Here is a 13,644-nt window from a genome sequence, read left to right on the forward strand (position 1 = left end):
GGGTCAGCGGACCCGGCGGTAGCGGACATGGGTGGTCAGCGGGGAGTGCAGCGCCTCGACCGGTTCGAAGCCGAACGACTCGACCCCGTCGAACAGGCGCTCACCCGAGCCGAGGAGCACCGGCGCGATGTCGAGCGTGAGCTCGTCGATCACGTCGGCGATCAGGGCCTGCCGGACGGTCGAGGCCCCGCCGGCGATGTCCACGCCCCGGTCGCCGGCGGCCTCGCGCGCGGCGGCGTAGGCCGCGTCGAAGCCCTCGGTGACGAAGTGGAACGTCGTCCCGCCCTCCATCTCGATCGGGTCGTGGGCGTGGTGGGTCAGCACGAACACCGGCGCGTGGTACGGCGGCTCGGCGCCCCACCACCCGGACCAGTCCTCGTCCCAGTCGCCGCGGATCGGGCCGTACATGTTCCGGCCCATCACGTACGCGCCCCGGGGCCGCATCAGCCACTCGGCCGCGATCTTGTCGGCCTCGGTCGCCCGCGGGTCGCCGACGTGCCAGCTGTGCACCTCCAGCCCGCGCCGGCCCAGCGGGTTCTCCCGGCTCTGGTCGGGCCCGGCGACGAAGCCGTCGAGCGAGATCGACATGTGGCAGGTGGTGTCGGACATCGGGTACCTCCAGCAGCGTTGCGAACTCTTGTCAGCAGGGTGTCGGAGCCGCCCGCTCCCGCTCGACGTCCGCAAATGTGACCTGTGTCACGCGCTGCTGCGGCCGTCCGGGAGCCAGCGGAGGGTCCGGCCCTGTCCGGAGCCGCGCCGGGTCATCTCGTCGAGCTTGACCCGCACGTGTTCGGCGTCCGGGTGGCCGAGGCCCTCGAGGATGACGATCGCCGCCTGCCAGGCCCCGGCGGCCTGCGCGTCGGAGCCGGCGGCGGCGTGCGTGTCGCCGAGGTGGTCGAGCGTGTCGGCTTCCAGGTAACGGTCGTGGATCTCGCGGTAGATCGAGAGCGCGTGGGCGAAGCAGTTCAGCGCCTCGGCGTACTCACGCAGGTTCAGGTGGGCGCTGCCGAGGCTGTCCCAGGCCGCCGCGGTGCCGTTGCAGTCGTGGATCTCCTGGTGGATCGTCAACGCGCGACCGCACTCGACGAGCGCTTTGCGGTTCTCGCCCCGCAACATGTACGTGTAGCCGATCTCGTTGAACGTGCTGGCCTCGCCCGATCGTCGGCCGGTGGCCCGGTAGAGCGTCAGCGCGTGCCGGTAGCGGGAGAGCGCTTCGCGGTGCTGGCCGCGGGTGTTGGCCAGGAAAGCCTGGTACCGGTAGACGCGGGCCTGGCTGTTGCGGTCGCCGAGCTTCTCGAACAGCTCCAGCGAGAGACGCAGGTGCCCGTCGGCGTCGTCCCACCGGCCCAGCCGGCCGTTGACGAAGCCCAGCGAGCGGTGCACGTGCGCCAGGCCCTGCTGGTCGTCGAGCCGCTCGGCGGCGCTCAACGCCGCGGTCTGCACGGCCAGCTGGTCCTCCCACCGGCCCTGCCGGTCCAGGTAGATCTCCAGCACCGACGCGAGCGGCCAGCTGTGCCGCCCGTCGCCGTCCCTGGCGTCCAGCTCGATCACCGACAGCAGCGTCGTGCGTTCGACGTCGAGCCAGTTCCCGGCCCGGCGCGGCTCGGTGAACCGTTCCGGCCGGATGTCCGGCGGCGCGGCCGGCAGCGTGACGCGGTCGCGCTCCGGTGCGAGCAGCTGGTCCGCGGCGTGCGCGCTGTGCAGGTAGTAGTCGAGCAGGCGGCGCATCGCGGCCGCGGTCTGCTCGGTCGAGTCCTCTTTGGTGGCCCGCTCGGTGGCGTACACGCGGAGCAGTTCGTGCGTGCCGAACCGGCCCGGCGCCTGCTCGGTGATGAGCTGCACCTGGGCCAGCTCGGCGAGCACCGGCCGGACGTCGTCCGGGCACTGCCCGGCCAGCGCCGCGGCGGCCGCGATCGAGCACTCCGGCCCGGGATGGACGCTGAGCAGCCGGAACAGTCGGGCCGCGGCGGGGCTGAGCGCCCGGTAGGACCAGGAGAACACCGCGCGCGCGTCGCTGGCCGGGTCCTCACCGGCGAACGCCTGCAGGCTGTCCCGGCTCTCGTGCAGCTCGTCCGCGACCGTGCTCAACGGGAACGTGGGGTGCAGTGCGGCGCGGGCGCAGACGATGGCCAGCGCGAGCGGCAGCCCACCGCACAGCGCGACCAGCTCGGCGACGACGTTGGGCTGACCGGCGATCCGCGCGGAGCCGAGCCGCCGGACGACGAACTCGTGCGCCTCGTCGTCGGACAGCAGGTCGAGCGGCGTCGACCGGGCACCTTCGCGGGCGATCAGACCCTGCAGCGGGTTCCGGCTGGTGACCAGCGTCAACGATCCGGCCGAGCCCGGCAGCAGGGAACGGACGTGGTCGGTGTCGCGTGCGTTGTCCAGCACGACGAGCATCCGCCGGTCGGCCAGCAGGCTCCGGTACAGCGCGATCCGCGCGTCCGGGTCGGTCGGCACGCGCTGCGCCGGGACACCGAGCGCGTCCAGGAAGAGGCGGACCGCCTCGGTCGGGCTGGTGACCGAGTCGCCGGGGTGGAAGCCGCGCAGGTCCACGTAGAGCTGCCCGTCCGGGAACCGGTCGGCGAGCCGGTGCGCGACGTGCACCGCCAGCGTCGTCTTCCCGATGCCGGCCATCCCGCCGAACGTCACGACCGGGAAGCCCGACCCGCCGTCGGCCTCGTCGACGAGCGACTCCAGCGCGGCGATCTCGGCCCGCCGCCCGGTGAACCCGAAGACGTCGGCCGGAAGCTGGGCCGGCCGCGCCGCCGGGGCCCGGACCGGAGCTTCCGGAGCCGCCGGTGCCGGCGCCTCGGGCTCGGACTGCAGCACGGCCTGGTGCGCGGCGCGCAGCTCCGGGCCGGGGTCCAGCCCGAGCGCCTCGGCCAGCTCGAGCCGCACCGCGGAGTAGACGTCGAGCGCCTCGGCCTGGCGTCCGGCCGCCCGCAGCGTCCGGATCAGCCGGGCCTGCAGGTCCTCGTCGTACGGGTGCTCGGCCGCGCACTGACGCAGCGGCAGCAGGAGCCGCTCGGCGAGCACCGGGTCGGCAGCCGCCGCGGCCCGGTCCGCGGCCTCCTTCACCGCGAGGAGCCGCTCGCCGTCCACCGCGGTGACGAGCGGATGCGCCGCGACCTGCGGCGGCAGGCCGGCGCCCGGTGGCCCACCCCAGAGTTCGAGTGCGCTCAGTAACAGCTCGGCCGCGTCCGCGGGCGATTCCGCGCCCACCTGGGCCGCCCGGAGCCGCAGCTCGCGGAACTGCAACAGGTCGACGTCGTCCGCCGCGACGTCGAGCCGGTAGCCGCCGGCACCGCGGGCCACCCATCGTCCCGGCTCGCGTGCGGACAACTCCGGCTCGAACACTCTCCGTAGCCGACCGATGTAGCGGTGGATGATGTTGACAGCGGTGCCCGGCGCCTCCGGACCCCAGAGAACGTCGATGAACTCGTACAGCGAGACCGGGGAACCGGCCCGGAGCAGAAGGACTCCGAGAACAGATCGTTGCTGCGCAGGGCCTAAATCGAGTTCGACTTCACCCCGCCAGGCCCGGACCGGGCCCAGCACCGAGAATCGCATCGTCGTGTTTCGAGTTCCTCAAGAGGGCCACTGCGGACAGACATCACAATACGTGGTCAAGTTCGGGCCGTCCGGACATCGTGGAATCTGTCAGCGACCCGACGGTTTGCCGAACAGCGCCACCTCGCGGATCGCCACCTGCTTGCCGGCGCCCGCGCCGTAGGCGGAGGCGAGCGTCAGATCCAGGCGCACCAACCGGTCGACGCGGACACGCAGGAACGACGCTTCGTAATCGTCGAGCGTCACCACTTCGCGGAACCGGCCGCCCTGCGCGTCGGTGAACACGACCTCGATCTGGTGCGGCCGGGCCTGCTCGTCCTTGCTCGTGGCGCCGGGCACGATACGCAGTCCGGTGAAGTCCACCGGCTGACCGAACTGGGCGGTGAGCGTCTGTCCTCTCGAGTCACCGCCCTGACCGGTGCCGTACCAGGTCTTGTCGTTGTCGTCGAACGCCGCCTGCGCGGGGTGACCGGGGTCGGCGACCGAGGCCTGCGCGGCGGCCGGCGTCGCCCGGTCGGACTGGGCCAGCTGGTCACGGACCAGGCCGACCAGCGGGATCGCGATCAGCACCAGCAGGATCACCGCCGCGAGCGCGCCGAGCGCGATGAACAGGCCCTTGCGGCTGCGCTTCGGGCGCGGCGGCGGAGCGGCCTGCGGCACCCGGGCGAGTTCGACTCCGCAGTTGCGGCAGAAGACCCGGTCGGTCCGGTTGCCGAACCCGCAGTTCCAGCAGGTGACGCCTTGCTCGTCGTCGCTGCGCTGCGCCTGCGCGTTCGGCCGCGGCGGTTCCGGCCGGCCGGGCAGCACCGGCGGGACGACGTCCTCGGTGGACGGGGGCGGTGGCGTCGGCGACGAGACCGGCAGCAACAGCGCGCGGGCGCGGTCGGCCGCCGACGTCGTCGGGTCGTCCTCGGGGTCGCGGTCGGTCTCGTCCGGCGGGTTCGGGGGCTGGCTCATCGGGATCCGTTCTTCGGTGGGGTCACTGCTGGACGACTTCGACCTGGAAGGGCAGGTGGGCCGGGCACACGTCGGCCACCACGGCGTTCAGGCGCCGGACGTCGACGGCGGCCGGGTCCGGGACACGCAGCCGGACCCGCACCGACGGCCGCGGGTCACCGGGGAAGGCCTGCAGCGGGCGGGCCGACCAGGTCGCGCCGCCGCTCTCGGTGATCTCCGGCTCGACCCCGAACACGAGGGCGACGGCTTCGGCCAGCCCGCGGCGGGTGCCGCGCAGGCGGTGCGCGGCCGTCGCCAGGGCAACGGCACGGCGCCGGACCGGCTCCGGATCGCCGTGCGGGTCGCTACCCGCGCCCACCCAGCCCCCGATCCAGTCGAGGAAGTCCGGAGGCGCGGTCTCCGGCCGCAGATACGCCGGCAGACAGTCCAGCACGTTGATCAGTGGGCCGAGCACCGCGTCGAGACCACCCGAGAAGCGCTGGAGCAGGTCGTCCTCGGCGTAGACGCCGGGAAGGCTCGCGCCGATCGGGTGGCTGCTGCCCAGGTCCTCGCCGCCGCCCCTCATCGGGCGGCCCTGACCTGCACAGAGTGCTCGTAGGAGAAGAACAACGATGCCGGTCCGAGGTCGATGCGGTCGGTGGGGTCGGCCCGGCGCCCGGTCAGCGGGTCGACGGCGATCAGCTGCACGTCCTCGACCAGCTCGACGCCGGCGGCTTGCGCGAGGACACCGAAGAGGTCACCGGCACGCAGCGACCGGCCCACCGGCCAGCCGGTGCCGTCGGGGCCGCCGACGAGCGGATCGAGGTAGCGGTAGAGGCTCGCGAGCGCGGTCTCCCGTACCCGCGTGGCGGTGGACCGGCCGAACGCACGGACCGTCGCCGACACGGTGACGCCCTGGTAGAACGGCGGCCCGATCGAGAGCCGCGTGCCCAGTGGCCGCCGGTCGTCCAGGTAGCGGGTCACCCGGTCCAGCAGGGCGTCGTCGGGAACCAGTTGTTCGAACCGGAGGCGCCCACCCGGGTCGGCGACCGCCTGCGGCACCACCAGCAGACGGACCGCGTATTCGCCGTTCTCGGCCGCGTCCGCGCCGAGGCAGGCGATGCGCGCGGCCTCCGGCGCGGCCTGCCGGGCCAGCTCCTCGTAGTCGCGTGCGGTCACGGCCCGGTCCTGCGCACGCAGCGCGATCGGCGCACGCAGCTTCGCCTCCTCGACGGTCTCGCCGTCGACCCCACCGGTCGCGTTCTCCCGGTTCTCCACCCGGGCGATGTACGGGATCGAGGTACGCAGCACCTGGATCGCGCCGCGCGCCACGTTGCCGGTGCGGCCACCGCCGGCCCGGTAGCGCGCGGCCCGGATCGCCGCACCCACCGGCGGCACGGCGCCGTACTGCCGCAGCGAACCGTCCGGCTGCCGCACCGACGGTCCGAACGCGATCTCACCCGCGGTCGCGTCGAGCGTGTAGTGCCGGTCGCCGGGCTTGGAGCGGCCGAAGTCGCCGACCGGGTTCCAGAGGTACCAGCCGTCGTCGGCGGCGATCTCCAGCGTCAGCGGCGGCTCGTCGGCCAGCACCGGGCGGTGCGGCAGCCGCACCCGCTGGCCCGGCATGCCGGTGGACTCACCGAGCAACTCGTTGCGGACGACGATCGCGTGCGCGGCCCTGGTCGTGCCACCGATCGTGTACCCCGACGCCGAGCGGAGCGTCGGTGACGAGGCGTAGAACGGCTGGCCCTTCGCCGGCTCCACGACCCGGCACCGCAGCCAGCCCGCCTGGTGACCGGCGATCGCCGAACGGGCGTGCCCCGGCGGGACGAGCAGCACGACCTCGCCGCCCCGGTTGAGCCCGCCGGTGCTGTCCCGGTCGACCTCGCAGGCCCGCCAGCCGCGTGGCGTCCAGGCCTCCCAGCGCAGCGGCGGCTGCCGCGGGTCCACGCCGACACCGTCGACGCGGCTCTCCAGCTCCAGCACGACCGTGCAGCTGGGCACGGCCGCGGACAGCGCGAACAGCACGACGTCGCCCGGCTGGATGGGGTCGCCGAACACCGGGACGTCACCGTCGCCGAGCAGTTCGCGGGTGCGGTCCTCGGGTTCGCCGCCTCGCACCTGGCGCAGCACCCGCTCCAGCGAGGTGTCCGGGATCGTCAACGCGGAGCCGGTCGCGAACACCACCGCCTCGTCGGTCTCGGTGCGCTGCGTGGCCACCTCGGTGCCCGCGGGCAACACGACCGGTTCGGTCTGCGGGGCCGACAGCCAGAACGTGACGTCGGCCGCGGCCGCCGACGGCGGGAACAGCGTGACGCCGAGCAGGTCGAGGAACGCCAGGTGGTTCTTCTCCGGCACCCGGTTCAGCCGGTAGACGAGCTGGTCGACCATGTGGGCCACGGCCTCGATCAGCGTGATGCCCGGATCGGAGACGTTGTGGTCGGTCCACTCCGGACTCGTGCGCTGGATGTAGCGCTTCGCTTCGTCGACGAACTGCTGGAAGTGCCGGTCGTCGAGGTTGGGTGCGGGCAGCGCCATCAGCGGCCGCCCTCGATCGCCGGGATCGTGTAGAAGGGGAACACCAGGCTGCGCGGGTTGTTGGTGCCGCGCACCACGTACTGCACGTCGATCAGCAGCACGGTCGCGTCACCGTCGTCGATCGTCACGACGACGTCGGCCACGTCGATCCGCGGTTCCCACCGGTCCAGGCTCAGCCGCACCTCCTGCCGGATCGCCCCGGCGGTCGCCTCGTTGACCGGGGCGAACACCAGATCGTGGATCGCGCACCCGAACTCCGGACGCATCGGCCGCTCCCCCGGTGCGGTGGCCAGCACCAGGCGGATCGCCTCTTCGATCTCTCGTTCGCGCCGCACCAGCGCCACCGCGCCGGACGTGTCCGTCCGCAGCGGGAACGCCCAGCCGGCGCCGACGAATTGCTCGCTCACTCCTGGATCTCCTGGGAACTCAGAACGGGACGCCGTTGCGCAACGTGACGCCGGTGAGCGTGATCGTGGTCGCGGTGACCGACGTGTTGACCGCCGACTGCACGCTCACCGGGCCCACCGCCTTCGCGTTCACGGCCCCGGCCGCGTCGATCATCACCGCGCCGCCGGCGTTGACGCCGACGCGCCCACCGGCCCGGATGTTGACCGCGGCACCACCGCTGATCGTCACCGAGCGGGCGGCGCTCAGGTCCAGGTCACCGGCCGAGCGGATCTTCACCGCGCGGGTGCCGCTGATGCTCACCGTGCCGTCGCTGTCGATCGTCACCGTGGTCTTGCTCTGGTCGAGATGCACGGAGAGGCTCCCGTCTCCGGTCCGCAGCCGGACGCCCCTCCCCGCCCTGGTGGGCGCGTCGATCAACTCGAGCGCGTGCCCCGCCCTGGTCGTGACGCTGCGCCAGTTGACCCGGCCGCTGGTGCCGTCCACCGCCTCCAAGCCACCCGACTGTTTCGTCGGACGGTCCTTGCCGTTGTAGAGGCCGGCGAGCACGTACGGGTGCTCCAGCGAGCCGCGGTCGAACGCGACGAGCACCTCGTCGTCGACGTCGGGCAACATCAGCCCGCCGCCCCGGACGCCGCCGAACTGCGCCACCCGGCACCAGTCGCTCTCGTAGGTGTCGGACAGCCACGGGAACTTGACCTTCACGCGGGCCATGTCCAGCGGGTCACGCACGTTGCTGACCTGCGCGATGACGACGCCGGGCAGGTTCGGTGCGTCGTCGGCGCCGCCCGACGTGAGGCCGTAGAGCGACCGGAACTGGCGGCCGCTGACCCCCACCCGGGTGACGTACTGCCGGCCCGACGCGAACACGTGCCGCGCGTCGGTGACCGTGTAGCGCCCCTCGAACGGGAACCCGGCGCCGTTGACCGCCACCGGCTGACCCGGCCGCAGCGACGGATTGCCGGTGACCGTCACCTCGAGCTCGGCCGACGACCCGGCGACGTCGTGCGCGAGCGCCTCGCTGGCGTGCTGCACCTGCGCCTGCGTCGTGTACGGCACGCTCGCCTCGACCAGGCCCGCGTTGCCGAACTTCGCGACGAGCTGGGCCGGCGTCAGATCCGGCTGGACGTCGGTCGACGTACCGGCCGGGGTCTCGGCGCTCAGTGCCCGCTTCGTCTTGACGTCCCAGCCCCGCACCTCGACCTTCTTGACCTGGCCGGACGCGGTCAGCCCGACGCGGCTGCGCTGGGTGTTGACGCCGAACTCCAGCACGAACGGGCTCTGCGTGGACGGCGTGGTGTCCGACGGCGCGGACGTGGCCTTCGGCAGCTCGCGGAACTGGAGCGCGCCGTCCTCGTCGAAGTACAGGCGGACGTCGTTCTCGCGGGCCAGGCGGGTGAGGAAGTCCCAGTCGGTGAGGTTCGGCTGGGTCGCGAGGTCGTAGACGGTCGGCGTCGGGTCGATCCGGCCGACGCGCACGCCGGCCTGCCCGGCCAGCTTCCGGACGATGTCGGCGGCGGTCATGTTCGGATAGCCCGCGACGCGCCGGACCCGGACCAGCCGGTGCCCCGGGTCGTACCCCCGCACGAGCAGCGTGCGGCCGGCGGTGTCCGCGTCCATCTCCAGCGCCGTGATGTCGCCGGTGAGCAGCGGATCGCTGCGTGTCCCGTCGGTGATCGCGGAGAGCTTCACCTTCGCGCCGACGGTCAGCTGCCGGTTGTCGCGCAGCACGGTGCCGTAGGGGTCGGTGAACGTGAGGCCGAACGCGGCCGGCACGGTGACGCTGGTGTCGACCCAGCCCTCCAGGAGCAGCGCGTTCAGCGGGTCGGGAAGCGGGGCGCCGTCTACCTCGACGGCGAGCACGCTGGTGAGGATTCGGGTCATGTGATCTCTCCGGCTGACGGGAGCAGGAGCTCGCTGCCGATCGTCAATCGCATCGGGTCGTCGATGTCGTTGGCCCGCGCCACCGCGCGCCAGAGCGTCGGGTCGCCGTACTCGCGCCAGGCCACGCTCGCCAGCGAGTCACCCGCGACGACCCGGTGGACGCGGGTCGCCGAGCGCGCGCCGGACGTCGGATTCTGGCCCTTGGTGGGGAGCGGGATCTCGGTCAGGGACAGCTGGCAGGCCGCACGCAGCGGCTCCCCGGTGGAGCTGAACAGCGTGTACGTCGCGTTGACGCTCTGCACGTTCGCGGCGAACCCCACCGTGGTGAACGAACCCCAGGAGAACCGCACCCACGGCGGCGCCGGCTTCTTCGCCGCGATGCTCTGCGGCTCCACCTCGCAGCACGACAGGAGCCGATCGACCTGCTGCTGCACCTTCGACCCGGTGGGCCGGTCGGACGCGTCAAGGAACACCTCGACCTCGAGCGTGGCCGGGCTGACCCCGGCGAACTCCGGCGTGGCGCCCTTCGTGTACGCCACCGCCGGCTGGGTGTGCCACGACGCCGACCGGGACATCTGCAGCTGCGACGGGTTGAACTGGAACTCGACCTCGGCGAGGCGGCCGCCCACGCCCGCCGGTGGACGGTTGATCGTCAGCTTGGCCTTGACGAGGCTCGCGTTGCGTCCGCGGGGCGGCATCAGACCGCCCCGGCGTCGGTGAAGCCGTGGTGGGTGATCTCCAACGTCTCGGTGGCGACGCCGGGGTTGCCCGGGTCGAGGCTCGGGCCGGTCCAGCGGACCGGGAGCACCTCGATCAGCCCCCACTGCGCGACCGTGGACCCGTCCGCGCGGAGGGCGGCGATCTGCGCGGTCGGGCGTTCGATGCCCTTGGAGATCGACGAGATCCACGCCGCGACCTTCGCGGTGTCCGGAGTGAGCGGCCGGCCCAGCGTGATCGTCGAGAAGGTGACGCGCGACGGCAGCTGCCAGACGAAGTCGTTGTTGCCGCCTTCTTCCCTGGTCTCGATCACCACTTCCGACGACAGACCGTCGCAACTGGAGAACAGGCCGAGATCCTGGCCGTCGATCGCCAGCCGGAAGAACACGGTGGCGGCCGGGTCGAGAGCGGGCGGCATGGCGGTGCGTCCTTTCAGAAACGTGCGTCACGCAGGCGGCCGATCCGCTCGCGGTCGGCGCGTAGCTCGGCACGAAGGAGGCGACTGAGCGGCTCGACGAGGCGGTGAGCGAGGTCGTCGAGTTCGGTGGGTTGGGGGGTGGTTCTGCGTTGGATCGGGGTGGTGGTGCCTTGGATCGGGGTGGTGGTGCGTTGGATCGGGGTGGTGGTGCTTGCTCGGGCCGGTGGGGTGCGTGAGGGATCTTTGGGTGCGGGGTGTGTCTGGAGGGCCTTCGCGGGCGAGGCTTTTGCTGGGGCGAGCTGGGTGGGGGGTTTCTGTGCGGACTGGGTTTGCGTGGGGGGTCTCTGCGCGGGCTGGTGCTGCGCAGGCTGGTGCTGCGCAGGCTGGTGCTGCGCGGGCTGGTGCTGCGCCAGTGGGGTCTGGGCGAGCTGGTTTTGCGTGAGTGGGTTCTGCGCGGGGTGGTGCTGCGCTGGCTGGTTCTGCGCGTGGTCCGGCTGCGCGAGGCGCGTCTGGATGGGGCGCGTTTGGGTGACGTGCGTTCGGGTGGGGTGCGTCTGCGCTGGGTGTCTCTGCACGGGCTGGGGCGTGGGGCTTGGCCCGGGCACCGTCGGCCGCGTGTTGCGGCGACCATGAGAGTGGGCGTTCGCCGAACGCTGAAGAGGCGCAACAGCAACCGCCACCGGACGCGACGACCCCTCGGCCACCGGAATCCGCCTAAGCGGGACCGGCGAAACCGGCGGCCGCACCGGAACCGTCCGCTCAGCTCGCCGTACCTGTCCAGCGGTCCGGGCCGCTGGTGCAGCTCGCAGCGGCAACGGCGGCCCAGCTCCCATGGGCGACAGCGACGCAGCCCGTAGAGGCAATGGCGACGCAGCCCGTAGAGGCAATGGCGACGCAGCCCGTAGAGGCAACGGCGACGCGACCCGTAGGGGCAACGGCGGCGCACTCCCGAGCATCGGCCGCGTACCGGTCGGAGCCGGTCGCACCGGCGCCCGCTGAACCCGCACGATCGCAGCCGGAGCGGTGGAGGTCTCCGGCAAGGGCCCAGCCTGATGCGGCGCCGGCACATCCCTGGAGGACGCGGCCGATCCCGCCTGCCCCTCGGCAGCCGAGGCAGCGGCACCCCGCGGAGCTACAAGCCCGTCCGACGGCCCTTGACTCACGACCGGCACCCGACGGCTCGACACACGATCAAGCGCCGATGCCCGATCAGGCCCCGACGCGCGACTAGGAGCAGGCGCGCGACCAAGTACGGGCGCGCGGTTCGGCGCGGACGCGTGCTTCAGGGCAGGAATGTGGTTCGGCGCGGACGCCTGGTTCCGGACAGGCGCATGATTCGAGACAGGCCCGTGATTCCCGGCAGGCGTATGGTTCGCGGCAGGCGTATGGTTCGCGGCAGGCGCGTGGTTCGGGACAGGCGCGTGATTCCGGACAGGCGCACTATTCGAGGCAGGCGCCTGGTTCGAGGTTGGCCTGTGGTTCGGGGTGGGCCCCTTGTTCGGGGTTCGCACGTGGTCAGGAGTTGGCGCGTGCCGAGGAGCTATCGCACGCTGGTGGGCCGGTGCGCGCTCAGGGACCGAGGCGTGGTTAGGGGCCGAAGCGCGATCGAGGGCTGAAGTGTGGCTGGAGTCTGGTGCACGTTTGACGGCCGGGGCCTGCGTGACGGTTGGTGCACGTTCGACGACCGGTGGCTGGTTAGGGGCCGATGTGCGCTCGCCAGCCGACGCGCGATGAAGGCCCGGCGTGCGTTCGATGCCAGCCGCGGAGTTAGCGGTCGGTGCCGGCGCACGGTTGAGAACCGGTCCGCCCTCGACGGCAGACGCAGAACCGGGAGATGGCGCTTGTCCCGCGCCGAGCGCAGACGCGGCATCAAGCCCAGGTCCGGCGCCACGACCAAGAACCGCGCCACGGCCAGGCGCGGCCCCACGGTCAGTCGCGGCTCCGAGAGCGGGCGCCGTGCTGGAAGCGGGTGCAGCTCCGCGGCTCGGCGCTGTGCTGGGGGCGGGCGCAGCTCCGCGGCCCGACGCCGTGCTGGGGGCGGGCGCGGCCCCAGGAGCGGGCGCAGCGCTCGGAGTGGACACACCGCCACGGCCAGGCGCGGTCCCATGGCCAAGCGCGGTCCCATGGCCAGGCACGGCCCCATGGCCAGGCACGGCCCCATGGCCAGGCACGGCCCCATGGCCAGGCACGGCCCCATGGCCAGGCACGGCCCCATGGCCAGGCACGGCCCCATGACCAGGCACGGCCCCATGACCAGGCACGGCCCCATGACCAGGCACGGCCCCACGGCTAGTCGCGGCGCTGGGAGCAGGCGCAGTGCTGGGAGCAGGCGCAGTGCTGGGAGCAGGCGCAGTGCTGGGAGCAGGCGCAGTGCTGGGAGCAGGCGCAGTGCTGGGAGCAGGCGCAGCACCAAGGCCAGGAGCATGGCCGAGGGTGGGTGCGGACTTAGGGGTGGGTGCGGGGCTAATGGCTGGTGCGCGTTGGACGGCTGGGGCGGGGCCAGGCGTTGATGTTCGTGCGGGGCCGAGGGCGGGTGTCGCGCCGGGGGACGGTGCACCGCTGGCAGCGGGTGGTTTCGCGCTCGCGGATGGCGGTGGGCTGGTCGGTGCGAGCGGCACTGTCCGGGTGGCGGGAGTGGTGCCCTTGGTCGGCGTTCGAGCCACGCTGCGCTCGGAGGGCACGCCCGGGTTTGCTGCGGTGGAAGTGACTCCTGGCGCCAGTGGGGCGCCGAGACCCAGCGTGGGTCGTCGGCCCGCATCCGGACGAACCCGCGAGGCTTGGCCCCCGGCGGTGGGGCTGTCCACTGCCGAGTCAGTGCCCGAGCGCGGCACGCCCGACGCAGAGTTCGAGTGCCTTCCAGGTGCGTCAGCGCCTCGCGGCCCAGCTACTGCACCCTGCTCGCCGCCGACCGGCCCAGCTACTGCACCCTGCTCGGTGCCGACCGGCCCAGCTACTGCACCCTGCTCAACGCCGGCCGACCTGGTAGGTCGCCCACCGCTCGGCCGCTGACCGTCAGCCACCCGCTGAACAGCCGCCGCGGCCGACCCCGCCCGCCCAGCCGTGCCCGACCCGCTGGAAGCTACAGCCGCGCCTGACCCGCGGGAACTCCCCGCCACTCCCGACCCGCTCGAAGTCCCCGCCACACCCGACCCGCTCGAAACCCCCGCCAACCC

9 protein-coding genes are annotated in these 13,644 nt (G+C 72.8%); all 9 read right to left on the reverse strand.

Going from position 1 to position 13,644, the window contains the following annotated elements; all coding sequences use genetic code 11:
* Positions 1-3: 3 nt before the first annotated feature.
* The 9 genes from ABD437_RS06055 to ABD437_RS06095 all read right to left on the reverse strand — a co-directional run bounded on the left by ABD437_RS06055 (position 4) and on the right by ABD437_RS06095 (position 10,471).
* Positions 4-609: a dihydrofolate reductase family protein gene (locus tag ABD437_RS06055; RefSeq protein ID WP_344647733.1), complete on the reverse strand. Its 606-nt coding sequence runs from the start codon at positions 607-609 to the stop codon at positions 4-6.
* An 87-nt stretch (positions 610-696) separates the two neighbouring features.
* The gene (locus ABD437_RS06060; protein ID WP_344647734.1) at positions 697-3,573 is read right to left on the reverse strand and encodes an AfsR/SARP family transcriptional regulator; all 2,877 of its coding nucleotides are present in this window, start codon (positions 3,571-3,573) and stop codon (positions 697-699) included.
* 90 nt (positions 3,574-3,663) lie between these two features.
* Positions 3,664-4,530: an NADase-type glycan-binding domain-containing protein gene (locus tag ABD437_RS06065; protein ID WP_344647735.1), complete on the reverse strand. Its 867-nt coding sequence runs from the start codon at positions 4,528-4,530 to the stop codon at positions 3,664-3,666.
* A 22-nt stretch (positions 4,531-4,552) separates the two neighbouring features.
* Entirely contained in the window at positions 4,553-5,095 is a 543-nt protein-coding gene (locus ABD437_RS06070) for a phage tail protein (protein ID WP_344647736.1), read from the reverse strand.
* A complete protein-coding gene (locus tag ABD437_RS06075) occupies positions 5,092-7,047 on the reverse strand; it encodes a putative baseplate assembly protein (protein WP_344647737.1) in 1,956 nt (651 codons plus the stop codon). The genes ABD437_RS06070 and ABD437_RS06075 overlap by 4 nt, the downstream gene beginning before the upstream one ends.
* Positions 7,047-7,454 carry a GPW/gp25 family protein gene (locus ABD437_RS06080; protein WP_344647738.1) on the reverse strand — a complete coding sequence of 136 codons (408 nt, stop codon included), beginning with the start codon at positions 7,452-7,454 and terminating at the stop codon, positions 7,047-7,049. The genes ABD437_RS06075 and ABD437_RS06080 overlap by 1 nt, the downstream gene beginning before the upstream one ends.
* A 19-nt stretch (positions 7,455-7,473) precedes the next feature.
* A complete protein-coding gene (locus tag ABD437_RS06085; RefSeq protein WP_344647739.1) occupies positions 7,474-9,336 on the reverse strand; it encodes a VgrG-related protein in 1,863 nt (620 codons plus the stop codon).
* Complete coding sequence (locus ABD437_RS06090; protein ID WP_344647740.1) at positions 9,333-10,034, reverse strand: CIS tube protein; 702 nt, start codon at positions 10,032-10,034, stop codon at positions 9,333-9,335. The genes ABD437_RS06085 and ABD437_RS06090 overlap by 4 nt, the downstream gene beginning before the upstream one ends.
* Complete coding sequence (locus tag ABD437_RS06095; RefSeq protein ID WP_344647741.1) at positions 10,034-10,471, reverse strand: phage tail protein; 438 nt, start codon at positions 10,469-10,471, stop codon at positions 10,034-10,036. The genes ABD437_RS06090 and ABD437_RS06095 overlap by 1 nt, the downstream gene beginning before the upstream one ends.
* Positions 10,472-13,644 lie beyond the last annotated feature (3,173 nt).

This window comes from Cryptosporangium japonicum (assembly GCF_039524755.1).
GTDB classification, from domain to species: domain Bacteria; phylum Actinomycetota; class Actinomycetes; order Mycobacteriales; family Cryptosporangiaceae; genus Cryptosporangium; species Cryptosporangium japonicum.